Genomic DNA, 23,056 nt, shown 5'->3' with positions numbered 1-23,056 from the left:
CGCGTCCGCTTTTGTGACGCTGAGCGTCACGGGCTGCATTCCCACACGGAGCGTGGGAACGATCAATCAAGTTACTTCTTCAGGTCTTCGGCGCCCTGCAACGGCTCATCACCCAACAGCAAATCCTTGTCGTGGCTGACCTCTTCCTCCTCAAACAGGCGCCAGGTCCGGTCACCCTCGGTGCCGAGTAATTCCACGAAGCGGCGGCCTTCGACCTTGTCGGTGACCTGGCCCAGGTAACGGCCCGGTTCGCTGTCGCTGCGGGTCAGGTTGATCTTGCGGTCTTTCTCCGGCTGGGTCGGCGAAATCAGGCTCAACTGCAGGGTGTTGGGGTTGCTGTAGCCGGTGAGGTTCAGCTCGACCTCACCGGTCAGTTCGTCCAGGTGCAGCGTGGCGCGCAGTTGCAGGGTCTGGGCCAGCCGTTCGCGGTCCAGCGAACGATTGATGCCTTTGCCGGCCTCGTAATAGTTGTCGTTGACCAAGTTGTCCGGGTTGTTCACCGCGATCGTCACCATGGACAAGGTCAAGGTCACCGAGCAGGCGAGGATCCCGATGATGATCCAGGGCCAGAGGTGCTTGTACCAAGGGCTTGCGGCAGTGGCTGCGGGCATTGTTCTGCTCTCTGTCTAACGGCGTATTGGTTAACGAACCTGGGGGCCGATGAATCGGCTCTTGGCTTCGACGTGAATGCTCGGGTCATCGGCATCCTTGAGGATGAACGTCACCTCGTTGGTGCTCGACGGCACCTGTTCCGGCGCACTCGACAGTTCCACCGGCATGCTCACGATATCCCCGGCGGCCACCTTGATTTCGCGTCGGCCCTGCAGCTTGAGGTCCGGCAGGCCGTCGGCATCGAGCACGTAGGTATGGTCGCGCTGGTCTTTGTTCATGATTTTCAGGCTGTAGACGTTTTCGATGCGACCTTCGGCGTTTTCGCGAAACAGTACGCGGTCCTTGCTGACGTCGAAGCCCACCAGCGAGCGCATGAAGAACGCTGTGACCAGCAGGCTGATCATCGCCAGCAATACCAGTGCGTAGCCGATCAGGCGAGGGCGCAGCTTGTGGGTCTTCTGACCGGACAGGTTATGTTCGGTGGTGTAGCTGATCAGGCCGCGCGGGTATTCCATCTTGTCCATGATGTTGTCGCAGGCGTCGATGCACGCCGCGCAGCCGATGCATTCGATCTGCAGCCCGTCACGGATGTCGATGCCGGTCGGGCAGACCTGGACGCACATGGTGCAGTCGATGCAGTCGCCCAGGCCCTGGGCCTTGTAATCCGCACCCTTTTTACGCGGCCCACGCAGTTCGCCACGGCGCGGGTCGTAGGAGACGATCAGGGTGTCCTTGTCGAACATCACGCTCTGGAACCGCGCATACGGGCACATGTAGATGCACACCTGCTCGCGCAGCCAGCCGGCATTGCCATAGGTGGCCAGGGTGAAGAAGCCCACCCAGAAATACGACCAGCCATCAGCCTGGCCGGTGAAGAAGTCGAATACCAATTCGCGGATCGGCGAGAAGTAACCCACGAAGGTCATGCCGGTGACGAAACCGATGATCAGCCACAGGCTGTGCTTGCTGAACTTGCGCAGGAATTTGTTGGCGCTCATCGGCGCTTTGTCGAGCTTGATGCGCTGGTTGCGGTCGCCTTCGGTGACTTTTTCGCACCACATGAAGATCCACGTCCACACGCTTTGCGGGCAGGTATAGCCGCACCACACACGCCCGGCGTACACGGTGATAAAGAACAGGCCGAACGCGGCGACGATCAGGATGCCCGACAGCAGGATGAAATCCTGGGGCCAGAACGTGGCACCAAAAATAAAGAACTTACGTTCCGGCAGGTTCCACCATACGGCCTGGTGACCGCCCCAGTTCAGCCACACTGTGCCGAAGTACAGCAGGAACAGTCCGGCACCGCCGAGCATACGCAGATTACGGAACAGGCCGGTGAAGGCGCGGGTGTAGATTTTCTCGCGCGCGGCGTAGAGATCGACCGTCTGGCTCGAATGTCTGGCAGGCGGGGTAACGTCATGTACCGGTATTTGGTCGTTCATCATTGCATCCCACGGCGGTGGAGATTTGCCTCGGCCAGTACGTGCCAACCGCGGTCAAATTAGGGGTGTTGCAGTAGCGTAATGATACGCCCCCGATGGTACGTCAAGGGTGCGACCTTTGGTCGCGTTGGGGGAAATCAATTGATGGTGTACGTGATCTGGATCAATTGACTTGGGAAGTATGGACGGTTCCTATCGGTTAGGCGGTCATTCGTCCCACGGATTGATCAGTGGAACGCCGCTGGATTTGAAATCGCTGACGTTGCGCGTGACAACTGTGAGCCCATGGACCAGAGCGGTCGCGGCAATCAATGCATCGCTTTCGTTCGCTTGGTCCGGCACATGCAGGTGCGCACAACGCAGCGCGACGGCTGCATCCACCGGCAGAATTCTGGCATCGAAAGCGGGTATCACATGACGCTTGAGCCAGGTTCGCAACACTTTCCCCTGAGCCGGGTCTCGCCGCTCCATACGCAAGACCCCGGTTTCCAATTCTTTCAAGGTGATTGCCGAAATAAACAGACGCGGAGCAATGACACTTTTGGCCCAGGCGACCACGTTTGCATCAGCCTGGGGTTTACGAAGTTCAGAAATGACGTTGGTGTCGATTAGATACATCAAGAGAGGTCCACGGGTCGATGAGTGATCACGGCACGTTCGGTTTCGAAGTCGATCTCTGCCGCTTCCGGCATCACCAACAGGTCAACGATGTCGGCATTGAGCCCTGTCAGTTTCTGATAGTCCTCAATGCTTAGCAGTACATGGGCAGGCTTGCCGCGATCGGTGATAAAAACCGGCCCTTGGCGGGTGGCTTTTTTGGCACCACTTGTGTCTTGGTTGAATTCGCGGCTGGAAATGGTCGTGATGGTCATGGGGGCCTCCCACTTGTCGGGGTGAATGTAGTTACGTTACTACTCTCCGGTGGCAAGCTTCAAGCGGCAAGCCACAAGGGGTAGAGCGTCGTTTGAGTTATCGCTGCATCTTGAACGAGAAAAGCCCCGCCAGCGTTCGCTGTACGGGGCTTTTCTCGTGTCGCTTGCGGCTTGAGTTCTAATCCTGCTTCTGTGACAAGCTGTAAACATACGCCGCGAGCAAGTGCACCTTGTCGTTGCCCTGCAGTTGCTCCTGCGCAGGCATCTGGCCCTGGCGGCCGTAGCGGATGGTTTGCTGCAACTGAGCGAAGCTCGAACCGTAGATGAACGCGCCGGGATGAGTCAGGTCGGGCGCGCCCATGGCGGGGGTGCCTTTGCCGGCAGGGCCGTGGCAGGCCACGCAGTTGGCGGCGAAGAGTTTTTCACCGTTGGCCACGTCGGCCTTGGCGCCTTCAGGCAATTTACGACCGTCGAGTTTGGTCACCACAAAGCCGGCCACATCGGCCACGCCTTGTTCGCCGATCACTTCGGCCCAGCCTGGCATCACCGCGTGGCGGCCTTTGAGGATGGTTTCCTTGATGGTGTTGGGTTCGCCGCCCCAGCGCCAGTCCGCGTCGGTCAGGTTGGGGAAGCCATAGGCGCCTTTGGCGTCGGAGCCGTGGCACACCGAGCAGTTGGAGGCAAACAGGCGGCCGCCCATTTTCAGTGCTTGCGGGTCTTTGGCGACTTCTTCAATCGGCATCGACGCGAATTTGGCGAAGATCGGCCCGAACTTGGCATCCGACCTGGCCATTTCCTTTTCCCATTCGTGTACGCCGGTCCAGCCGGTCTGGCCGTTGGCGAAAGGGGTTTGCTTGTCGTTGTCCAGGTAGTTGTAGCCCGGCAGCAGGCCTTTCCAGTTGCCCAGGCCCGGGTAAAGCACCAGGTAACCGAGGGCAAAGACGATGGTGCCGACGAACAGCATGAACCACCACTTAGGCAGCGGGTTGTCGTACTCCTCGATGCCATCGAACGAGTGGCCGACGGTTTCGTCGGTTTGCTCGGCGCGCTGGCCCTTGCGGGTCGACAGCAGCAGCCAGGTCAGGGCGAAGATGGTACCCAGACTGAGGACTGTGACGTACAGACTCCAGAACGTAGTCATTCTTTGTTACTCCTAGAAGCTTGCTCGACGTGCTTGATGGCTTCGGGGTCATCCGCAAAGGGCAGCATGGTTGCGTCGTCAAACTCCGACTTGCGCTTGGGGCTGAACACCCACAGCGCCAGGCCGATAAAGGCCACCATCACCACAACGGTGCCCAGGCCACGAATCATCCCGATATCCATGAAGAATCACCGTTTGCTTTTGATGATGGTGCCCAAGCCCTGCAGGTAGGCCACCAATGCGTCCATTTCGGTCTTGCCCTTCACCGCAGCGGCTGCACCGGCGATGTCTTCGTCGGTGTAGGGCACGCCCAGGGTGCGCAGGACTTCCATCTTCTTCGCGGTGTCCTTGCCGTCGAGCTTGTTTTCCACGAGGAACGGGTACGCCGGCATTTTCGACTCAGGCACTACGTTGCGCGGGTTGTACAAGTGCGCACGGTGCCAGTCATCGGAGTAACGCCCGCCGACACGGGCCAGGTCCGGGCCGGTGCGCTTGGAACCCCACAGGAACGGATGGTCCCACACGCTTTCACCGGCCACCGAGTAGTGGCCGTAGCGTTCGGTTTCGGCGCGGAACGGGCGGATCATCTGCGAGTGGCAGCCCACGCAGCCGTTGGCGATATAGACGTCGCGGCCTTCCAGTTCGAGGGCGGTGCGCGGCTTCATGCCTTCGACCGGTTTGTTGGTCACGTCCTGGAAGAACAGCGGAACGATTTGGGTCAACCCACCGATACTCACGGCGATGACCATGAAGAAGGCCAGCAGGCCGATATTCTTCTCGACGACTTCATGCTTCATCAGTGGGCTCCCACAACGGCGATCTTGGCGGCGGCTTCGGCTTCGGCCGGGTCGGAGGCACGCACGGTGCGCCAGACGTTATAGGCCATGAACAGCATGCCGGTAGCGAAGAACGCGCCGCCCAGGGCACGGACGATGTAACCCGGATGGCTGGCTTGCAGCGCTTCGACGAAGGAGTAGGTGAGGGTGCCGTCATCGTTGATCGCACGCCACATCAAGCCCTGGGTGATGCCGTTGACCCACATCGAAGCGATGTAAAGCACCGTGCCGATGGTGGCGAGCCAGAAGTGCGTATTGATCAGCCCGACGCTGTGCATCTGCACGCGGCCGAACAGTTTGGGGATCATGTGGTACAGCGCGCCGATGGAGATCATCGCCACCCAGCCGAGGGCGCCGGCGTGTACGTGGCCGATGGTCCAGTCGGTGTAGTGGGAGAGCGAGTTGACAGTCTTGATCGCCATCATCGGCCCTTCGAAGGTCGACATGCCGTAGAACGCCAGCGACACCACCAAAAAGCGCAGGATCGGATCGGTGCGCAACTTATGCCAGGCGCCCGAGAGGGTCATCATGCCGTTGATCATGCCGCCCCAGCTTGGCGCCAGCAGGATGATCGACATGGCCATGCCCAGGGACTGCGCCCAGTCCGGCAGCGCGGTGTAGTGCAGATGGTGAGGGCCGGCCCAGATGTACAGGGTGATCAGCGCCCAGAAGTGCACGATGGACAGGCGATAGGAGTAGATGGGGCGTTCGGCCTGTTTCGGCACGAAGTAGTACATCATCCCCAGGAACCCGGTGGTCAGGAAGAAACCTACGGCATTGTGGCCGTACCACCACTGGATCATCGCGTCCGTTGCACCGGCGTAGGCCGAGTAGGACTTGAACAGGCTGACCGGCAACGAGGCGTGGTTGACGATATGCAGCATCGCCGTCACCAGGATGAAGGCACCGTAGAACCAGTTGCCCACATAGATATGCTTGGTCTTGCGCTTGACGATGGTGCCGAAGAACACCACTGCGTAGGTCACCCAGACGATGGCGAGCAAAATCGCGATCGGCCATTCCAGCTCGGCGTATTCCTTGGTGGTGGTGTAACCCAGCGGCAAGGTGACGATGGCGCCGATGATGACCGCTTGCCAACCCCAGAAGGTGAAGGCGGCGAGGCTATCGGAGATCAGTCGCGTCTGGCAGGTTCGCTGCACGACATAGTAGGAGGTGGCAAACAATGCACATCCGCCGAAGGCGAAGATCACCAGGTTGGTGTGCAGCGGGCGCAGGCGACCGAAGGTCGTCCAGGGCAGGTCGAAATTCAATTCCGGCCAGACCAGTTGCGAGGCGATGAACACCCCGAGCCCCATGCCAAGGATCCCCCAGACCACCGTCATGATGGCGAACTGGCGGACTACCTTATAGTTATAAGCAGTCGGACTGATTGCTGTGCTCATTCTAAGGTTCCACGGTTTAGGTTTTTTTATAGGTAAAAATCGGCCGCAAGTATGTAGAAAGCGAGGGGTCATTGCAACGCAATGGCTGACCTGTATCAATGCGTTCCACGCCAGATTCTGCGCCCTTTCCATGTTTAGCGTAAGGACAAAATCCGAAATCGAAAGCTGATCGAGTGGACAGGAAAATTTGCGGGTCGCAACGCTGCTCGTCGCGCACACCAGGATCGGTCCACTGTGCAAGCAAGCGTAGACCCGAATGGGAGGAGGGGAAAGGTTTGCCTGAGAGGGGTGCGACACTTGGTCACGCGGCTCGGTCAGGAACCGCCGCCGGTAAAAAAAGGGCCGCCCCGGGAGGGGCGGCCGTCAGCGCTTATTGCGCCTGGCTTTCTGGCTTTGCGCCATCAGCGTTGTGGGACAGGCTGTACACGTAAGCCGCCAGCAAATGCACCTTGTCGTTGCCCTGCAGGGTTTCCTGCGCGGGCATCTGGCCTTGGCGGCCGTGACGGATAGTCTGCTGCAGTTGCGCCAGGCTGGTGCCGTAGATAAAGCCGCCGGGCTCGGTCAGGTTGGGCGCGCCCATGGCTTCCACACCGTGGCCTTGCGGGCCGTGACAGGCGACGCAGGTGGTATTGAAGGTGGCCTGGCCGGCGGCCAGATCGGCGGCGCTGTCGGCCGGCAGCGGCAACTTAGCCAGGTCATGACGCACATAGGCCGCGACGTTTTTCACCCCGTCCTCGCCCAGCACTTCACCCCAGGCCGGCATTGCTGCGTGGCGGCCATTCATGATGGTGGCCTTGATCGCCTCGGCCGAACCGCCCCAGCGCCACAGGTTGTCGGCCAGGTTCGGGAAGCCATACGCGCCCTTGGCGTCCGAGCCATGGCACACCGCGCAGTTGGAGGCGAACAGGCGGCCGCCCATTTTCAGCGCCTGTGGGTCTTTGGCCACTTCTTCCACGGGCATCGCTGCGAATTTGGCGAAGATCGGCCCGAACCTGGTGTCGGCCTTGGCCATCTCCTTCTCCCACTCCTTGGCCGAGGTCCAGCCGTCTTGATAGCCCGGCAGCACGCCTTTCCAATTGCCCAGGCCCGGGTAGAGGATCAGGTAGCCGACCGCGAACACCAGGGTGCCGGCGAACAGCATGAACCACCACTGGGGCAGCGGGTTGTCGTATTCCTCGATGCCATCGAAGGCGTGGCCCATGGTCTGGTCGACACTGCCCTTGGTCTCGCCCTTGCGGGTGCCGATCAGCAGCCAGGTCAGCCCGATCAGGCTGCCGAGGGTCAGTACGCAGATCCATGTACTCCAGAACAGGGTCATGGCCGAGTGCTCCTTATTGCAGGCTCTTCTTGAGCGTCGGATGGGGTGGCGGTGGGCTCATCGGCGAACGGCAGCAGGCGCGCCTGCTCGAACTCCGCATTGCGCCGATTGTTGAACACCCACAGCGACAGGCCGATAAAAGCGATGGCGACGACCAGCGTGCCAAGGCCGCGGATGGTGCCCGCATCGAATTCAAATCCCATGGCTCACCTCTTGCTCTTGATGGCAGTGCCGAGCACTTGCAGGTACGACACCAGTGCGTCCATCTCGGTCTTGCCCTTGAGGCTGGCCACGGCACCCTTGATGTCGTCGTCGGTGTATGGCACGCCGAGGGTGCGCATTACGTTCAACTTGGTCTCGGTGTGGCTGCTGTCGACCTGGGCCGTGACAAGCCACGGGTAGGCCGGCATTTTCGACTCAGGCACCACGTTGCGCGGGTTGTACAAGTGCGCACGGTGCCAGTCGTCCGAGTAGCGCGCGCCGACGCGTGCCAGGTCCGGCCCGGTGCGCTTGGAGCCCCACAGGAACGGGTGGTCCCACACGCTTTCACCGGCCACCGAGTAGTGGCCGTAGCGTTCGGTCTCGGCGCGGAACGGGCGGATCATCTGCGAGTGGCACTGCACGCAGCCTTCGCGGATGTAGATGTCGCGGCCTTCCAGCTGCAGCGCGGTGTAGGGCTTCATGCCTTCGACCGGCTTGTTGGTCACGTCCTGGAAGAACAGCGGGACGATCTGGGTCAGGCCGCCGATGCTTACGGCAAGCACCATCAGCAGCATCAGCAGGCCGACGTTTTTTTCAATCGTTTCGTGTTTCATCATCGACTCCTCAGGCCATCTGCGCGGCGGTGGCAACTTCGGCAGGCTGTGCCGAACGCACGGTGCGCCAAGTGTTGTAAGCCATCAGCAACATGCCGCTGAGGAATACCGCACCGCCCACCAGCCGCACGATGAAGCCTGGGTGGCTGGCCACCAGGGTTTCGACGAAGGAGTAGGTCAAGGTGCCATCGTCGTTGATCGCACGCCACATCAGGCCCTGGGCGATGCCGTTGACCCACATCGAGGCGATGTAGAGCACGGTGCCGATGGTGGCCAGCCAGAAGTGCGCGTTGATCAGGCCAAGGCTGTACATCTGCTCGCGACCGAAGACTTTCGGGATCATGTGGTACAGCGCGCCGATGGAGATCATCGCCACCCAGCCGAGGGCGCCGGCGTGTACGTGGCCGATGGTCCAGTCGGTGTAGTGGGAGAGCGAGTTGACGGTCTTGATTGCCATCATCGGCCCTTCGAAGGTCGACATGCCGTAGAACGCCAGGGACACCACCAAAAAGCGCAGGATCGGGTCGCTGCGCAACTTATGCCAGGCGCCCGAGAGGGTCATCATGCCGTTGATCATGCCGCCCCAGCTTGGCGCCAGCAGGACCAGGGACATCACCATGCCCAGGGACTGTGCCCAGTCCGGCAGCGCGGTGTAGTGCAGGTGGTGCGGACCGGCCCAGATATACAGGGTGATCAGTGCCCAGAAGTGCACGATCGACAGGCGATAGGAATACACCGGACGCTCGGCTTGCTTGGGCACAAAGTAATACATCATGCCGAGGAAACCGGCGGTGAGGAAAAAGCCTACTGCGTTGTGCCCATACCACCATTGCACCATGGCATCCGTCGCACCACCGTACAGTGAATAGGACTTGGTCAGGCTGACCGGGATTTCCAGGTTGTTGACGATATGCAGGATCGCCACGGTGATGATGAACGCACCGAAGAACCAGTTGCCGACGTAGATGTGCTTGGTGTTGCGCTTCATCACCGTGCCGAAGAACACGATGGCGTAAGCCACCCAGACGATGGTGATCAGAATGTCGATCGGCCATTCCAGCTCGGCGTATTCCTTGGAACTGGTGTAGCCCAGCGGCAAGCTGATCGCGGCCAGCAGAATCACCAGTTGCCAGCCCCAGAAGCAGAACGCAGCGATTTTCGGCGCGAACAGCTGGGTCTGGCAGGTACGCTGCACGGAGTAGAAGGAGCTGGCGAACAGCGCACAGCCACCGAACGCGAAGATCACCGCGTTGGTATGCAGCGGGCGCAGGCGGCCGAAGCTGGTCCAGGGCAAGTCGAAGTTGAGCGCAGGCCAGACCAATTGGGCAGCGAGAAAAACCCCGAGCCCCATGCCGACGATGCCCCACACCACCGTCATAATGGCGAATTGGCGGACCACCTTGTAGTTATAGGCGGTACTTAAAGTAGTGTTCATGGTTCCCCATCCACGGTTCAACCCAAGCAGAGCGGCACTTGGGCTGGAGTTATAGGCAGACTGAATAGCGAGGCAAGCATGGGCAAAGAGCACAAGGCCAGTATTGACGGGGATCAATGGGCGCAGTGTGTGCGAGAACGCGGCTGGCTCTGGGATGTCGCCTCGAACACGGCGGCGGGGCGGCCGGTGACGCTGATCCTGGCCCACGGCGCCGGCGCTCCGATGGACTCACCCTTCATGAACGACATGGCTGCACGCCTCGCCGGGCATGGCGTGAGCGTGTTGCGCTTCGAATTTCCGTATATGGCCCAGCGTCGCATCGACGGTGGAAAACGCCCGCCAAACCCAGCGCCGACATTGCTGCAGGCCTGGCGCGAGGTGTACACCGAGGTGCGACGTCATGTCGCTGGGGCCGTGGCTGTTGGCGGCAAGTCCATGGGCGGGCGCATGGCCAGCCTGTTGGCCGACGAGCTGGGCGCCGACGCACTGGTGTGCCTGGGGTACCCGTTCTACGCGGTAGGCAAACCGCAGAAACCCCGGGTCGAACATTTGGCCGAGCTGAAGACGCCGACGTTGATCGTGCAGGGTGAGCGCGATGCCTTGGGCAATCGGGCCGCGGTAGAGAGTTATGCGTTATCGCCGAGCATCGAGGTGATGTGGCTGGTGGCGGGGGATCATGACTTGAAGCCATTGAAGGCTTCCGGGTTCAGTCATGAGCAGCATCTGGAGGCTGCGGCGGTGCAGGTGGGCAGGTTTCTCGGTGCCTGTTAAGGCTTATCGGGGGCAGCCCCCTCCCACACTTGATGTACTCACAATCAAAATGCAGGAGGGTTCTACACCCCGATAGCGGTCTATCGGTTGAAACGCTCGACCAAGGAATACTGGCTGTTAGCTGTATGAGTCAGCTCCTCACTCAGTTGCGCCGAGTTCAGTGCCTGTTCCGAGGTTTGATCGGCCAGCAGCGCAATCGTGCTGATATTGCGGCTGATCTCTTCGGCCACCGAGCTTTGCTCCTCGGTCGCGGCGGCGATCTGGCTGGTCATGTCGGTGATGTGCGCCACCGCCTCGCTGATACCCACCAGCGCCTGATCCGCTTCCATCACCCGCGCCACGCCTTCTTCGGCCTGGCGATGCCCGGCGTCCATGGTCTGCACGGCCGCGCTGGCGGTTTGTTGCAGCTTGGCGATCAACGCATGGATTTGTCCGGTGGACTCGGTGGTGCGTTGCGCCAGCTGACGCACCTCATCGGCCACCACCGCGAAGCCGCGACCCATTTCCCCGGCGCGCGCCGCTTCGATGGCCGCGTTCAGGGCCAGCAGGTTGGTCTGGTCGGCAATGCCTTTGATCACGTCGACCACACCACCGATCTCGTCGCTGTCCTTGGCCAGTTGGGTCACGGTCACGCCGGTTTCGCCCACGGCGGTGGACAAGCGCTGAATCGCCTCGCGGGTTTCCCCGGCGATATCGCGGCCACGACCGGTGAGGCGGTTGGCTTCCTGCGTGGCATCGGCAGTACGTTGCACATGGCTGGCGACTTCCTGGGTGGTCGCGGCCATCTGGTTGACGGCGGTGGCAACCTGCTCGGTTTCCACACGCTGGCGTTCCAGGCTGCTGGAGCTGTTGTGCGCCAGGGTGTTGGATTGCGCCGCCTGGTCGTTGAGATGCTCGGCAGTGTCCTGCAAGCGCGTCAGACATGTCCTCAAGCGTGCCTCCTGGCTGAGGATCGACATCTCCAGGCGCGCCTGGGCGCCACGGCTGTCGGTGTACATCTGCGCGATCAACGGGTCGGAGGTGGTCTGCTCGGCCAGGCGCAGCAGGCGTTTGAGGCCACGCTGTTGCCAGCTCAGCCCCAACAGGCCCAACGGCACCGACAGTGCGGCGGCCAGGGCGAAGCCCCAATGGGAATTGAGCCACGCACCGATCATAAAGCTCAACTGGCTTACCAGGATAAACGGCAGCCAGTCCTGCAGCACCGGCAGCCATTTGTCGCGCCGTGGGATCGCCGACTTGCCCTGGTTGATGCGTTGATAGAGCGCTTCGGCCCGGCGGATCTGCTCGGCGGTGGGTTTGACCCGCACCGATTCGTAGCCGATCACCTGGTTGCCATCGAAGACCGGCGTTACATAGGCGTTAACCCAGTAGTGATCACCGGTCTTGCAGCGATTCTTGACAATGCCCATCCATGGCAAGCCTTGTTTGAGCGTCGACCACATGTGCGCGAATACAGCCGCCGGGACATCCGGGTGACGCACCAGGTTATGCGGGGCACGCAGCAGTTCTTCACGGCTGAACCCACTGATTTCGACAAACGCGTCGTTACAGTAAGTGATCACGCCCTTGGCATCCGTGGTGGAGATCAACCGTTGCTGAGCGGGGAAGGTACGTTCGCGCTGGGTAACGGGTTGGTTATTACGCATGATTGTTCAATCCGCAAGGCTTTCAGGGGGTATCGACCGGCACGGAGGTTTATTTAACTTATTTTTGCAACAATCAGCCGGCCAGCATCGGATACGTAAACAACCCGAAGTGAAGCAGGTTCAAGCCAAAATGCGTGGCAATTGCCGCGCCCAGGCCGCCAAACCGGTAAGCCAGGCCGTAGCCGACCCCGGCGATGCTCGCCAGCAGTACCCAGTGCCACCCCGCGCCCACATGCACCAGGCCGAACAACAGCGATGCCAGCAGCAGTGCGAGGTTGTCGCCGTAGGGCAGGTGCTGGAACCGTTGACTCAAGCCGCCTTGAATGTAGCCACGGAACAGCGCTTCTTCCACCAGCGTGACCAGCAGCAGGTTATTGAGCACCCACAGCCAGGCCTGGTCCGGCCATTTCGGTGCCCAACTGATGACGCCGAGCAGGGCCGCGCCGCCCAGGGCCGCGATGGCGGTAAGGGTCAAGGCCAGGGCGGTGACGCAGATCGACAGGCGCAACGCACGCCGGGCCACGATCCAGGGGCAGGCCAGCAGCAGCCAGAAGCCGATGAGGGGTTTGTCCTGGTTCAAGTACATCGAGAACGGCACCGCATCGGGGGTGAAGCGCTGCGGGTCGATCCCGCGACCATTGTAGAAACCGGGCAGCCAGTGCATCGCCAGGCCCAGCGCCACTACGATAAACAAACCATGGCCCACGTAGCGCGCCCAGGGTGCGCGTTGCCGGCGCACGGCATAGCCGGCGACCCACAACAGGGCGACTGACACCACCGCCAGCGCGCCGAGTTGGCCGTAAGCCAGGGCTGTTACATAACCGATGGAAAGCAGTGCCAGGTACAGCCAGGGCAATGTCAGCATGGGAAGATCCTTGAAAAAAAACGGGCGGCATTATAGCGAGCATCCCTGCAACCCTCATGAAACCTGGCTACAAGGTCTTGGCCCGGCTCCCCACGCGCAGCACCAGCCACAACGCGCCCGCAATCAACACCCCGCCATACAGGTGGGCCATCGACAGGGGTTCATCCAGTAATAACGCGCCCCACAGCACCCCGAACGGTGGGATCAGGAACGTGGTGGTCATCGAACGCACTGGACCGATGGCCGTCAGCAAGCGGAAGTACAGCACGTAGGCCAACGCCGTACACACCAACCCTAAGCCCAGCAACGATACCCAGACCCGCCAGCCACCCCAACTGGCCGGAGGCTGATACACCGCGCTGACGGCGAAAAGGGGTAACAGAAACAAGCTAGCGCCGAGCATGCTGCCCAGGGCGGCGAGGCGGCTGTCCAGGCCGCCGCGTTGATCCAGCCAGCGGCGTGCCAGGAAACCGGCAAAACCGTAGCAAGTGGTGGCCAGCAGGCAGGCGAGGGCGCCCATCAGCAAGGACAGGTCGAATGCCATCGGCCCGGCGCGGGTGAGCACGGCCACGCCCATCAGGCCCAGGCACACACCGGCGATTTTCGAGAATGTCAGGCGTTCGCTGAAAAACAGGCCGCCAATCAATACGCCCATCAGCGGCGTAGTGGCGTTGAAAATCGCTGAATAGCCGGCCGGCAGGACTTGGGCGGCCACCGAGTACATCGTCGCGGGGATCCCGGAATTGATCACCCCCAGCAGCAGGACAGTCCAGAATTTGCCGTGGAAATCCCATTTCACGCGCATCGCGGCCAACATCACCAGCAGCCCGGCGGCGGCGATCGACACGCGAAAAAATGCAGTCGGCAGCGTACCGATTTCCGGCGCGATGATGCGCATGAACAGAAAGCTCGCGCCCCAGATAGCGGCCAGCCCCAGCAGGTACAGGGTGTCGACAGGTCTCACGGAAAACTCCTACGCCAATAAGCCGGCGAGTGTTGCCCAGAGGCCTGCCTGACACAATCCCTGAGTGCAGGGCGAGGTAAAGCCGCTCCATGGCGGATGCAGGGTTTGCATGGGGCGGACCCGCGCCGCAAAAAACCTTCTTCTCCTGGGTTCGCGCACTGGCTAAGCTCAAGGGCTTCCAGATGCCCGTTCGAGGTTTCCCGCATGTCGCAACCCACGCCCGCCCTCGCCATCGCCCGTACGATCCTCGAAGGCTTCGACGATTACCGCGAACATTTTCGGCGGATCACCGACGGTGCCCGCGAGCGGTTCGAAAAAGCCCAGTGGCAGCTGGGCCAGGCGGCATCGGCGGCGCGTATCAATCTGTATGAAGAAAAGGTCGGTGAAGTCACCGCGCGTCTGCGCGCCGCGTTCGATGCCGGCGATCTGCTGGACATCGACCTGTGGCCCCTGGTGAAAAGCGCCTATATCGGCCTGATCGATCTGCGCTTCGACGATGAGTTGTCCGAGACCTGGTACAACTCGATCTTCTGCGGCCTGTTCAGCCATGACCTGATCAGCGACGGCTGCATGTTTATCCACACCACCCGGCCCAGCCTGCGGCGCGCACGAGCGGCGCAAACCCGCGTCTACGCGCCGGCCGGGCAGATTGGCGAGATGCTCGGGCAGATCGTTGAGGACTTCCGGTTCAGCGAGCCCTACGCCGACCTGGCGGCCGACTTGCGCCGGCTCGAAGCCCAACTGCGGGAAAACCTGCCGGATTGGGTGTGCAAAGACCCGGACCTCAAAGTCGAGCTGTTTTCCTCGGTGCTCTACCGCAATAAAGGGGCTTACCTGGTGGGGCGCATCTATACCCGCGACGAGCAATGGCCGTTGGTGATCCCGCTGCTGCACCGTGAAGGCCAGGGCATCCGCATCGACGCATTGATCACCGACGAGGCCGAGGTGTCGATCATCTTCTCGTTCACCCGCTCCTACTTCATGGTGGATGTGCCGGTGCCGGCGGAGTTCGTCGGTTTTTTAAAGCGCATCCTGCCCGGCAAGCACATCGCCGAGCTGTACACCTCGATCGGGTTCTACAAGCATGGCAAGTCGGAGTTCTACCGCGCATTGATCAACCACCTGGCGAGCACCGACGATCAGTTCATCATGGCCCCAGGCGTGCGCGGCATGGTCATGAGCGTGTTTACCCTGCCGGGCTTCAATACGGTGTTCAAAATTATCAAGGACCGTTTCTCGCCGTCCAAGAACGTCAACCGCGCCACGGTAATTGAGAAGTATCGGCTGGTAAAAAGCGTCGACCGCGTCGGGCGCATGGCCGATACCCAGGAGTTCGCCGATTTTCGCTTTCCGTTGAGCAAATTCGACCCCGACTGTCTGGCCGAACTGCTGGAGGTCGCCACCGACACCGTCGAAGTGGAGGGCGACACCGTGCTGATCCGCCACTGCTGGACCGAACGGCGCATGACCCCGCTTAATCTTTACCTGGAAAACGCGAACGATGCCCAGGTGCGCGAAGCCCTGGAAGACTACGGCCTGGCCATCAAGCAGTTGGCGGCCGCGAACATCTTCCCCGGCGACATGCTGCTCAAGAACTTCGGTGTCACCCGCCATGGCCGTGTGGTGTTCTACGACTATGACGAAATCTGCTTTCTCACCGAGGCCAACTTTCGTCACATACCCGCGCCGCGCACCCCCGAAGACGAAATGGCCAGCGAACCCTGGTATTCCATCGGTCCGCTGGATGTGTTCCCGGAAGAATTCCCGCCGTTCCTGTTTGCCGACGCCGGCCAGCGCAAGCTGTTCGATGAATTGCATGGCGAGTTGTACAACGCCGATTACTGGAAAGGCCTGCAGGAGGCGATTCGCGCGGGCAAGGTGATCGATGTGTTTCCGTACCGGCGCAGGTGGGGAGAAATATCTTGAGCAACGGTCGTTAAGCAAATTCTGGAGCGCGCTATCCCAAACTACCGGCAATTATAAAATTGCCAGTAGTTGAGGGTAGTAGGAGGCGAGTTTACTTTTTGGCCAGAAAGGGCGTGTTTTTGTTAGTTTCCAGCAGCTTGTCACTCCAGTTGCTCAAACGATTTCTGTCGGTTTCGTTGGACGAAGTGCTCTGGCTTTTAGAAGTTGCCTGATAGAGCTGGTTCATCGACTCCTTGTAAGCGTTGTCAATATTTTTGGTTGGAAGCCCCTTGTCCTGCAGTTCAATTTTTCTCTGTAGTAAACCTATAGGTCTATCAACGGAGCTTCGATCGAAGTTGGTCGCGGGAAAGTCGGTGGGAAGACTTTTTAAGGTTTCAATTGTCTTCCACGAGCCGGAAGAGGCTGCCGATGCGCCTTGCGGCATGCTGTCGGGTGTACGTTGGTGCTTTACCGCAAATGAGTGTCCATAGCCGCCGTCGCGGGAGGAAGACATACGGTCTATTGGCATAATAAGCTCCGTTTTCAGTGATAGTGTTTTGATATTCAGATATACCCGGCAATCTATTGAAACCTGCGTATTCCACCCATCAAATCGGACTTCCGCTTTTGGGTAGTGCGAAAGTAATACAAGGAGCTGTAGTAAAAATCGCTGCCAGGTCAGGCACGAGGGATTGCAATGTGATGCAACATCTCCTGACGTCTCAAAATCTGCGACAATCGCCCGCATTCCATCGACCGACGCTGCGCAGGTCTCACCTGCCTCACCCAAAAGACCCTTGCCGCCCTGATGACTGAACAAGCGCCCACTATCGACCAACTGCTCAAAAACCTCGATCACGCCATGCTCGCCGACCGTCACCGCTTGCGTCGGCAACTGCTTGAGTTGCGCAAGAAACCCGACGAGGAAAAGTTGGCGCAGTGGGTCGCGCGCATGCAGGCATCCTGTGCCCAGGTGACAGCGCGGCGCGCCAGCCTGCCGCTGATCCGCTATGACGACAGCCTGCCGATTGCCGCCAAGCGCGATGAGATCAAGGCCGCGCTGCAAGCGCATCAAGTGCTGATCATCGCCGGCGAAACCGGTTCGGGTAAGACCACCCAGTTGCCGAAGATCTGCCTGGAGATCGGTCGCGGCCAGTACGGTTTGATCGGCCACACCCAGCCTCGCCGGATCGCTGCGCGCAGCGTGGCCAGCCGCGTTGCCGAAGAACTGGCCACGCCCCTGGGCGCGCTGGTCGGTTACCAGGTGCGTTTCGAAGACCAGAGCGACGCCAACACGCTGATCAAACTGATGACCGACGGCATCCTGCTGGCGGAAACCCAGAACGACCGCTACCTGGAACGCTATGACACGATCATCGTCGACGAAGCCCACGAACGCAGCCTGAACATCGACTTCCTGCTCGGCTACCTCAAGACCCTGCTGCCGCGCCGCCCGGACCTGAAAGTCATCATCACCTCGGCGACTATCGATCTGGAGCGCTTCTCCAAGCACTTCGACGATGCGCCGATTGTCGAAGTGTCGGGCCGCACGTTTCCGGTGGAGACCTGGTACCGCCCGCTGACGCTGGAGCAGGACGAGGAGGGCAACCGCGTCGAGGATGACCTGACCGTGGACCAGGCGATCCTCGCCACCCTCGATGAAATCGCCGCCTATGAGCGCAGCGAGCGCCGCAGCCCCGGCGATGTCCTGGTGTTCCTGCCGGGCGAGCGCGAAATTCGCGACGCCGCCGATATGCTGCGCAAGGCCCAGCTCAAGCACACCGAGATCCTGCCGCTGTACGCGCGTCTGTCGCCCGCCGAACAGCAGCGGATTTTCCAGTCACATCCAGGTCGGCGCGTGGTGCTGGCGACCAACGTCGCGGAAACTTCGCTGACCGTACCGGGCATTCGCTACGTGATCGACAGCGGCACCGCGCGCATCAGCCGCTATAGCTACCGCGCCAAGGTGCAGCGCCTGCCGATCGAGGCGATTTCCCAGGCCAGCGCCAACCAGCGTAAAGGTCGCTGCGGCCGGGTCGAGCCGGGTATCTGTGTGCGGTTGTACAGCGAAGAGGACTTTATCGGTCGCCCGGAATTTACCGACCCGGAGATCCTGCGTACCAACCTCGCCGCCGTGATCCTGCAGATGCTGCACCTGCGCCTGGGCGAAATCACCGACTTCCCATTTATCGAACCGCCGGACGGCAAGGCCATCAGCGACGGTTTCAACCTGCTGCAGGAATTGTCGGCGGTGGACCGCAACAGCCAGCTCACGCCGCTCGGCCGGCAATTGGCGCGCCTGCCGGTGGACCCGCGCATGGGGCGTATGTTGCTGGAAGCGGCCAAGCTTGGCAGCCTGCAGGAAGTGCTGATCGTGGCCAGCGCCATGTCGATCCAGGACCCGCGCGAGCGGCCGCCGGAGCGCCAGCAGGCCGCCGACCAGGCCCACGCGCAGTGGAAGGATCCGGACTCGGACTTCGCCGGATTGGTGAATCTGTGGCGCGGTTTTGAAGAGCAGCGCCAGGAGCTGACAGCCAGCCCGCTGCGTAACTGGTGTCGCAAGAACTTCCTCAACTACCTGCGCCTGCGCGAATGGCGCGATTCTCATCGCCAGTTGAGTCTGATTTGCCGCGACATGCAGCTGAGCCTTAATAAAGAACCGGCGGACTACCCCAAACTGCACAAGGCCGTGCTGTCCGGCCTGCTCAGCCAGATCGGCCAGAAAACCGAGGACGGCGATTACCTGGGCGCGCGTCAGCGACGCTTCTGGATTCACCCGTCCTCGGGCATCGGCAAAAAGCGCCCGCAGTGGCTGATGACCGCCGAATTGGTGGAAACCACCAAGCTGTATGCACGCATGGTGGCCAAGATCGACGCCGACTGGATCGAGCCGCTGGCCGGGCACCTGATCAAGAAAAACCACTTCGAGCCGCATTGGGAGAAGAAGCGCGGCCAAGTGGTGGCGTTTGAGCAGATCACCCTGTTCGGGCTGATTGTGGTCGGCCGCCGGCCGGTGCATTACGGGCCGGTCGACCCGGTCGTCTCTCGGCAATTGTTTATCCGCGAAGGCCTGGTGCGCGGTGAGATTCAGTCGCGCGCCAAGTGCCTCAGCGCCAACCAGCGCTTGCTGGAACAGCTCGACGAACTGGAAGCCAAGGCCCGCCGCCGCGATATCCTGGCCGACGAAGAAACCCTGTACGCCTTCTACGATGCGCGCTTGCCGGCGGAGATCCACCAGACTGCGACCTTTGACAGCTGGTACAGAATCAACAGCCAGAAAGACCCGCAATTGCTGATCATGCGCGAAGAGGACGTGCTGGCCCGCGAGGCCAGTGAAGTCACCGCCGCGCATTATCCCGACACCCTGCACCTGGGCGATCTGGCGCTGGCTTTGAGTTACCACTTTGAACCCAATCATCCGCGCGACGGCGTGACCCTGCGCGTGCCGGCGCCGCTGTTGCCGGCGTTGCCCGCCGAACGCCTGGAGTGGCTGGTGCCCGGGATGATCGAAGCCAAGTGCATCGCGCTGGTGCGCAACCTGCCCAAGGCCCTGCGCAAGAACTTTGTGCCAGTGCCGGACTTCGTCAAGGCTGCGCTGCAGCGCATCGAATTCGGCCAGGGCTCATTGCCCCAGGCACTGGGGCGCGAACTGCTGCGCATGACCGGTGCTCGGGTCAGCGACGAAGCCTGGGCCGAGGCGGCGCAGCAGGTGGAGAGTCACCTGAAGATGAACCTGGAAGTGGTCGACGGTCAGGGCAAGTTCCTAGGCGAGGGCCGTGACCTGGCCGAACTGACCGCACGCTTCGCCGAAGCCAGCCAGGCCGCGTTGGCCGTGCCGCAGACCGCGAAGAGCCAGCAACCCGTGGAGGCCAAGGTGTTTGCGGCGGTGGCCGAGAAGACCCAGCAAAACATCGCCGGGCTGTCGATGACGGTGTACCCGGCCCTGGTGGAAGAGAATGGCACGGTCAAGGAAGGGCGCTTCTCGACCGCCGCCGAGGCTGAATTCCAGCACCGTCGGGCGTTGCAGCGCCTGCTGATGCAGCAACTGGCGGAACCGGCCAAATTCCTGCGCGGCAAATTGCCCGGTCTTACCGAGTTGGGCCTGATGTACCGTGAACTGGGGCGTGTCGACGCGCTGGTCGAGGACATCCTGCTGGCCAGCCTCGACACCTGTGTGTTGGAAGGCGAAACCAGCCTGCCGCGTGACGGTGCCGGCCTGGCAGCGCTGGCCGACCGCAAGCGCGGCGGCTGGACCGAGCACGCCGAGCGCCTGGCGCGCCTGACCCTTGAGGTGCTGAAGCTCTGGCATGGCCTGCAAAAGCGCTTCAAAGGCAAGATCGACCTGGCCCAGGCGGTGGCCTTGAATGACATCAAGCAGCAATTGAGCAACCTGGTGTACCCAGGCTTCGTGCGCGAAACCCCGGCGCAATGGTTCAAGGAACTGCCGCGCTACCTCAAGGCCATCGAGCTGCGCCTGGAGAAGCTGCCCAGCCAGGTACAGAAAGACCGGGTGTGGAGCGGCGAACTCAGCGGCCTGTGGATGCAGTACCAGAACCGCCTGAACAAACACACCCAGGAAGGCAAGCGCGACCCGCAACTTGAGCTGTACCGCTGGTGGCTGGAGGAATACCGCGTGTCACTGTTTGCCCAGCAGCTTGGAACCAAGGTGCCGATTTCCGACAAGCGATTGAGCAAGCAGTGGAGCCTGGTCGAGGCCTGATCTCTTTCTCGTTATCCAGGCAGGCAGACCAATATATGAGAGGGTGCGTGTCCCCTCTCATGGTGAAACCATCTGGCAGATGACGCCAAATCCCTGGGTTTGTGGCAAACTTCGCCGCTATAAATGCCGGGATCGTCGCAAAAGTCTGCGACGCGATGGAATAAAGCGATGCCAGTTTGGTGTCCGCAGTGCGGAATCGGACTACTTACAGTTTGGTACGACGGTACCAATATCTTCTGCCTGACAGATTTAGAGGAACGACCGTGCATAACGTCGTCATCAGCGGCACTGGCCTGTACACCCCGGCCAACAGCATCTCCAACGAAGAGCTGGTGCAGTCTTTCAATACCTACGTGCATCAGTTCAATCGCGACAACGCCGAGGCCATCGAGCGCGGTGATGTGCAGGCGCTGACCGAATCCAGCGCGGCCTTTATCGAAAAAGCATCGGGTATCAAGAGCCGCTTCGTGATGGACAAGGACGGCATTCTCGATCCTCAGCGCATGGCCCCAAGCCTCCCGGAGCGCAGCAACGACGAGTGGTCGGTGCTCTGTCAGATGGCCGTTGGCGCCGCCGAACAGGCTCTGCAGCGCGCCGGCAAGACCGCCGCCGACATCGACGGCGTGATCGTCGCCTGCTCCAACCTGCAGCGCGCTTACCCGGCCATCGCCATCGAAGTCCAGGAAGCCCTGGGTATTGCGGGCTTCGGTTTCGATATGAACGTAGCCTGTTCCTCCGCCACGTTCGGCATCCAGAACGCCGCCAACAGCATCCAGCTGGGGCAGGCGCGGGCGATCCTGATGGTCAACCCGGAAGTGTGCACCGGCCACCTGAACTTTCGTGACCGCGACAGCCACTTCATCTTCGGTGATGCAGCCACGGCGGTGATCCTGGAGCGCGCCGACCTGGCCACGTCCGAGCATCAGTTCGAGGTGGTGAGCACTAAATTGCTGACCAAGTTTTCCAATAACATCCGCAACAACTTCGGCTTCCTCAATCGCGCGGCGCCGGAAGGCATCGGCGCGCCGGACAAACTGTTCGTGCAGGAAGGTCGCAAGGTGTTCCGCGATGTATGCCCGATGGTCGCTGAGCTGATTGGTGTACATCTGGAAGAAAACCAACTGAATGTGGCGGATGTGAAGCGCTTCTGGCTGCATCAGGCTAATCTGAGCATGAACCACCTGATCGTGAAGAAACTGTTGGGCCGTGAAGCCTCCGTGGAAGAGGCGCCGGTGATTCTCGACACCTATGCCAACACCAGTTCGGCCGGTTCCGTGATTGCCTTTCACACCTACCAGGACGATTTGCCCAAGGGCTCCGTCGCGGTGCTCAGCTCGTTTGGCGCGGGTTATTCGATCGGCAGTGTCATTCTGCGCAAACGTTGATAACACCGAGGTCATCTATGGCAGCCGCGGACGACGCTCACCTGCTTGAGCGCCTGCTCAAGGGCGAGCAGCGTGCCTATAAGGAGCTGGTCAGCACCTATCAAAGTGCGATGCGGGCGGTGGCGTATGCCATCGTCGGCCAGCGCCACGCCGATGAAATCGTGCAGGACGCCTGGCTGGCGGTGGTGCGCAACCTCGGCAAGTTCGAAGGGCGCTCCAGCTTAAAGACCTGGTTGCTGACCATTACGGCCAACGCCGCCAAGGGCCGCTACAAGCAGAATCGTCGGGAAGTGCTGCTCGACGATTTGCCCTCGCCCCATGGCACCATCGGCGATGACCGTTTCAGCCCCGATGACGGTCACTGGGCCGTCGCCCCCTACGCCTGGCACCAGGACACGCCGGAGGCTTTACTCACGGAGGACGAACTGCGCGACTGCCTGGAACATACGTTGCTCAGTTTGTCCGAGCTGCAAAGCAGCGTGCTGGTGTTGCGCGAGCGTCAGGGCCTGGCATTGGAGGAGATCTGTAATTTGCTGTCCCTCTCGCTCTCCAATGTGCGAGTGCTGTTGCATCGGGCACGGCTTAAAGTCTTCGCCACGGTGGAGCATTTTGAGGAAACCGGCGAATGCTGACCTGTAAAGAACAAGTGGCGCGTTCCAGTGACTATCTCGATGGGCAATTAACCTTTCGCGAGCGCCTGCTGGTGCGTCATCATTTGATGTTCTGCCCGAACTGCCGTCGCTTTATCCGGCAGATGCGCCTGATGCAGGCGACCTTGAAAATCATGCCTGATGCGCCGGTCACGGATGTGGATGCCTTGGCGCAGCGGCTCGCTGACGAGCGGCGCAAAGACCAGAAAGACGGGAAATAACCAGGCTCGCGTGGGTGAGCCGAACGGATGATGGGGATCGCCCCGCCCACGC

22 protein-coding genes are annotated in these 23,056 nt (G+C 61.0%); 6 read left to right on the top strand and 16 right to left on the bottom strand.

Annotated features, from left to right (window positions below; translation table 11 throughout):
- Positions 1-71: 71 nt before the first annotated feature.
- From QRN10_RS05805 to ccoN (QRN10_RS05750), 12 genes are all read right to left on the bottom strand, one after another.
- The gene (locus QRN10_RS05805) at positions 72-611 is read right to left on the bottom strand and encodes a FixH family protein (protein WP_266246315.1); all 540 of its coding nucleotides are present in this window, start codon (positions 609-611) and stop codon (positions 72-74) included.
- Between the two features lie 30 nt (positions 612-641).
- Positions 642-2,057, bottom strand: a complete 1,416-nt coding sequence (gene ccoG, locus QRN10_RS05800; protein ID WP_285427992.1) for a cytochrome c oxidase accessory protein CcoG — start codon at positions 2,055-2,057, stop codon at positions 642-644.
- Between the two features lie 207 nt (positions 2,058-2,264).
- Positions 2,265-2,675, bottom strand: a complete 411-nt coding sequence (locus QRN10_RS05795) for a type II toxin-antitoxin system VapC family toxin (protein WP_285427991.1) — start codon at positions 2,673-2,675, stop codon at positions 2,265-2,267.
- The gene (locus QRN10_RS05790; protein ID WP_181076063.1) at positions 2,675-2,929 is read right to left on the bottom strand and encodes a type II toxin-antitoxin system Phd/YefM family antitoxin; all 255 of its coding nucleotides are present in this window, start codon (positions 2,927-2,929) and stop codon (positions 2,675-2,677) included. The genes QRN10_RS05795 and QRN10_RS05790 overlap by 1 nt, the downstream gene beginning before the upstream one ends.
- Before the next feature lie 178 nt (positions 2,930-3,107).
- The gene (gene ccoP, locus QRN10_RS05785) at positions 3,108-4,070 is read right to left on the bottom strand and encodes a cytochrome-c oxidase, cbb3-type subunit III (RefSeq protein ID WP_181076061.1); all 963 of its coding nucleotides are present in this window, start codon (positions 4,068-4,070) and stop codon (positions 3,108-3,110) included.
- A complete protein-coding gene (locus tag QRN10_RS05780) occupies positions 4,067-4,252 on the bottom strand; it encodes a CcoQ/FixQ family Cbb3-type cytochrome c oxidase assembly chaperone (RefSeq protein WP_016775513.1) in 186 nt (61 codons plus the stop codon). The genes ccoP (QRN10_RS05785) and QRN10_RS05780 overlap by 4 nt, the downstream gene beginning before the upstream one ends.
- Before the next feature lie 6 nt (positions 4,253-4,258).
- Positions 4,259-4,867 carry a cytochrome-c oxidase, cbb3-type subunit II gene (gene ccoO / locus QRN10_RS05775; protein WP_181076059.1) on the bottom strand — a complete coding sequence of 203 codons (609 nt, stop codon included), beginning with the start codon at positions 4,865-4,867 and terminating at the stop codon, positions 4,259-4,261.
- Positions 4,867-6,309 carry a cytochrome-c oxidase, cbb3-type subunit I gene (ccoN, locus tag QRN10_RS05770; protein ID WP_181076057.1) on the bottom strand — a complete coding sequence of 481 codons (1,443 nt, stop codon included), beginning with the start codon at positions 6,307-6,309 and terminating at the stop codon, positions 4,867-4,869. Before ccoN (QRN10_RS05770) ends, ccoO (QRN10_RS05775) begins: the two co-directional genes overlap by 1 nt.
- Positions 6,310-6,679: 370 nt before the next feature.
- Positions 6,680-7,627 (bottom strand): cytochrome-c oxidase, cbb3-type subunit III, encoded by a 948-nt coding sequence (ccoP, locus tag QRN10_RS05765; RefSeq protein ID WP_285427990.1) that lies wholly within the window; start codon positions 7,625-7,627, stop codon positions 6,680-6,682.
- A complete protein-coding gene (locus tag QRN10_RS05760; protein ID WP_003175459.1) occupies positions 7,624-7,830 on the bottom strand; it encodes a cbb3-type cytochrome oxidase subunit 3 in 207 nt (68 codons plus the stop codon). Before QRN10_RS05760 ends, ccoP (QRN10_RS05765) begins: the two co-directional genes overlap by 4 nt.
- Before the next feature lie 3 nt (positions 7,831-7,833).
- On the bottom strand, positions 7,834-8,442 hold the full coding sequence (gene ccoO / locus QRN10_RS05755; protein ID WP_181076053.1) for a cytochrome-c oxidase, cbb3-type subunit II: 609 nt from the start codon (positions 8,440-8,442) through the stop codon (positions 7,834-7,836).
- 10 nt (positions 8,443-8,452) lie between these two features.
- Positions 8,453-9,877: a cytochrome-c oxidase, cbb3-type subunit I gene (ccoN, locus tag QRN10_RS05750; RefSeq protein WP_181076051.1), complete on the bottom strand. Its 1,425-nt coding sequence runs from the start codon at positions 9,875-9,877 to the stop codon at positions 8,453-8,455.
- 78 nt (positions 9,878-9,955) lie between these two features.
- On the opposite strand from ccoN (QRN10_RS05750), the gene QRN10_RS05745 reads away from it, so the two are divergent.
- On the top strand, positions 9,956-10,648 hold the full coding sequence (locus QRN10_RS05745) for an alpha/beta family hydrolase (RefSeq protein WP_285427989.1): 693 nt from the start codon (positions 9,956-9,958) through the stop codon (positions 10,646-10,648).
- Between the two features lie 80 nt (positions 10,649-10,728).
- On the opposite strand, the gene QRN10_RS05740 is transcribed toward QRN10_RS05745, so the two are convergent.
- From QRN10_RS05740 to QRN10_RS05730, 3 genes are all read right to left on the bottom strand, one after another.
- Positions 10,729-12,294 (bottom strand): methyl-accepting chemotaxis protein, encoded by a 1,566-nt coding sequence (locus QRN10_RS05740; RefSeq protein ID WP_181076047.1) that lies wholly within the window; start codon positions 12,292-12,294, stop codon positions 10,729-10,731.
- A 73-nt stretch (positions 12,295-12,367) separates the two neighbouring features.
- Entirely contained in the window at positions 12,368-13,159 is a 792-nt protein-coding gene (locus tag QRN10_RS05735) for a CPBP family intramembrane glutamic endopeptidase (protein WP_253508859.1), read from the bottom strand.
- 67 nt (positions 13,160-13,226) lie between these two features.
- The gene (locus QRN10_RS05730) at positions 13,227-14,123 is read right to left on the bottom strand and encodes a DMT family transporter (protein ID WP_285427988.1); all 897 of its coding nucleotides are present in this window, start codon (positions 14,121-14,123) and stop codon (positions 13,227-13,229) included.
- Positions 14,124-14,327: 204 nt separating this feature from the next.
- On the opposite strand from QRN10_RS05730, the gene aceK reads away from it, so the two are divergent.
- Positions 14,328-16,049: a bifunctional isocitrate dehydrogenase kinase/phosphatase gene (gene aceK / locus QRN10_RS05725; RefSeq protein ID WP_285427987.1), complete on the top strand. Its 1,722-nt coding sequence runs from the start codon at positions 14,328-14,330 to the stop codon at positions 16,047-16,049.
- Positions 16,050-16,140: 91 nt separating this feature from the next.
- On the opposite strand, the gene QRN10_RS05720 is transcribed toward aceK, so the two are convergent.
- On the bottom strand, positions 16,141-16,887 hold the full coding sequence (locus QRN10_RS05720) for a hypothetical protein (RefSeq protein WP_285427986.1): 747 nt from the start codon (positions 16,885-16,887) through the stop codon (positions 16,141-16,143).
- Here QRN10_RS05720 and hrpA point away from each other — a divergent pair.
- The 4 genes from hrpA (at position 16,837) to QRN10_RS05700 (ending at position 23,004) form a co-directional block, all read left to right on the top strand.
- A complete protein-coding gene (gene hrpA, locus QRN10_RS05715; protein WP_266246308.1) occupies positions 16,837-20,748 on the top strand; it encodes an ATP-dependent RNA helicase HrpA in 3,912 nt (1,303 codons plus the stop codon). The genes QRN10_RS05720 and hrpA overlap by 51 nt on opposite strands.
- 263 nt (positions 20,749-21,011) lie before the next feature.
- Complete coding sequence (locus QRN10_RS05710) at positions 21,012-22,133, top strand: beta-ketoacyl-ACP synthase III (protein WP_181076037.1); 1,122 nt, start codon at positions 21,012-21,014, stop codon at positions 22,131-22,133.
- A 17-nt stretch (positions 22,134-22,150) separates the two neighbouring features.
- Positions 22,151-22,765, top strand: coding sequence for an RNA polymerase sigma factor (locus tag QRN10_RS05705; RefSeq protein WP_181076035.1), 615 nt, complete (start codon positions 22,151-22,153; stop codon positions 22,763-22,765).
- Positions 22,759-23,004, top strand: a complete 246-nt coding sequence (locus tag QRN10_RS05700) for an anti-sigma factor family protein (RefSeq protein WP_181076033.1) — start codon at positions 22,759-22,761, stop codon at positions 23,002-23,004. The genes QRN10_RS05705 and QRN10_RS05700 overlap by 7 nt, the downstream gene beginning before the upstream one ends.
- Positions 23,005-23,056 lie beyond the last annotated feature (52 nt).

Origin of the sequence: Pseudomonas sp. lyk4-R2A-8, from assembly GCF_030209095.1 — a bacterium.
Classification (GTDB): domain Bacteria; phylum Pseudomonadota; class Gammaproteobacteria; order Pseudomonadales; family Pseudomonadaceae; genus Aquipseudomonas; species Aquipseudomonas quebecensis.
The sequence above is the reverse complement of the archived record's forward strand: the minus strand, read 5'-3'. Positions and strand labels throughout refer to the sequence as shown.

Bases quoted from the DNA above. Each gene is read 5' to 3' on its own strand.
- QRN10_RS05780 (WP_016775513.1), bottom strand. From the start codon at position 4,252: ATGGATATCGGGATGATTCGTGGCCTGGGCACCGTTGTGGTGATGGTG.
- ccoP (WP_285427990.1), bottom strand. From the start codon at position 7,627: ATGACCCTGTTCTGGAGTACATGGATCTGCGTACTGACCCTCGGCAGC.
- QRN10_RS05700 (WP_181076033.1), top strand. From the start codon at position 22,759: ATGCTGACCTGTAAAGAACAAGTGGCGCGTTCCAGTGACTATCTCGAT.
- ccoP (WP_181076061.1), bottom strand. From the start codon at position 4,070: ATGACTACGTTCTGGAGTCTGTACGTCACAGTCCTCAGTCTGGGTACC.
- hrpA (WP_266246308.1), top strand. From the start codon at position 16,837: ATGACTGAACAAGCGCCCACTATCGACCAACTGCTCAAAAACCTCGAT.
- ccoO (WP_181076059.1), bottom strand. From the start codon at position 4,867: ATGAAGCATGAAGTCGTCGAGAAGAATATCGGCCTGCTGGCCTTCTTC.
- QRN10_RS05705 (WP_181076035.1), top strand. From the start codon at position 22,151: ATGGCAGCCGCGGACGACGCTCACCTGCTTGAGCGCCTGCTCAAGGGC.
- QRN10_RS05805 (WP_266246315.1), bottom strand. From the start codon at position 611: ATGCCCGCAGCCACTGCCGCAAGCCCTTGGTACAAGCACCTCTGGCCC.
- QRN10_RS05795 (WP_285427991.1), bottom strand. From the start codon at position 2,675: ATGTATCTAATCGACACCAACGTCATTTCTGAACTTCGTAAACCCCAG.
- ccoO (WP_181076053.1), bottom strand. From the start codon at position 8,442: ATGAAACACGAAACGATTGAAAAAAACGTCGGCCTGCTGATGCTGCTG.
- QRN10_RS05745 (WP_285427989.1), top strand. From the start codon at position 9,956: ATGGGCAAAGAGCACAAGGCCAGTATTGACGGGGATCAATGGGCGCAG.
- QRN10_RS05740 (WP_181076047.1), bottom strand. From the start codon at position 12,294: ATGCGTAATAACCAACCCGTTACCCAGCGCGAACGTACCTTCCCCGCT.
- QRN10_RS05760 (WP_003175459.1), bottom strand. From the start codon at position 7,830: ATGGGATTTGAATTCGATGCGGGCACCATCCGCGGCCTTGGCACGCTG.
- QRN10_RS05735 (WP_253508859.1), bottom strand. From the start codon at position 13,159: ATGCTGACATTGCCCTGGCTGTACCTGGCACTGCTTTCCATCGGTTAT.
- QRN10_RS05790 (WP_181076063.1), bottom strand. From the start codon at position 2,929: ATGACCATCACGACCATTTCCAGCCGCGAATTCAACCAAGACACAAGT.
- ccoN (WP_181076051.1), bottom strand. From the start codon at position 9,877: ATGAACACTACTTTAAGTACCGCCTATAACTACAAGGTGGTCCGCCAA.
- aceK (WP_285427987.1), top strand. From the start codon at position 14,328: ATGTCGCAACCCACGCCCGCCCTCGCCATCGCCCGTACGATCCTCGAA.
- ccoN (WP_181076057.1), bottom strand. From the start codon at position 6,309: ATGAGCACAGCAATCAGTCCGACTGCTTATAACTATAAGGTAGTCCGC.
- ccoG (WP_285427992.1), bottom strand. From the start codon at position 2,057: ATGAACGACCAAATACCGGTACATGACGTTACCCCGCCTGCCAGACAT.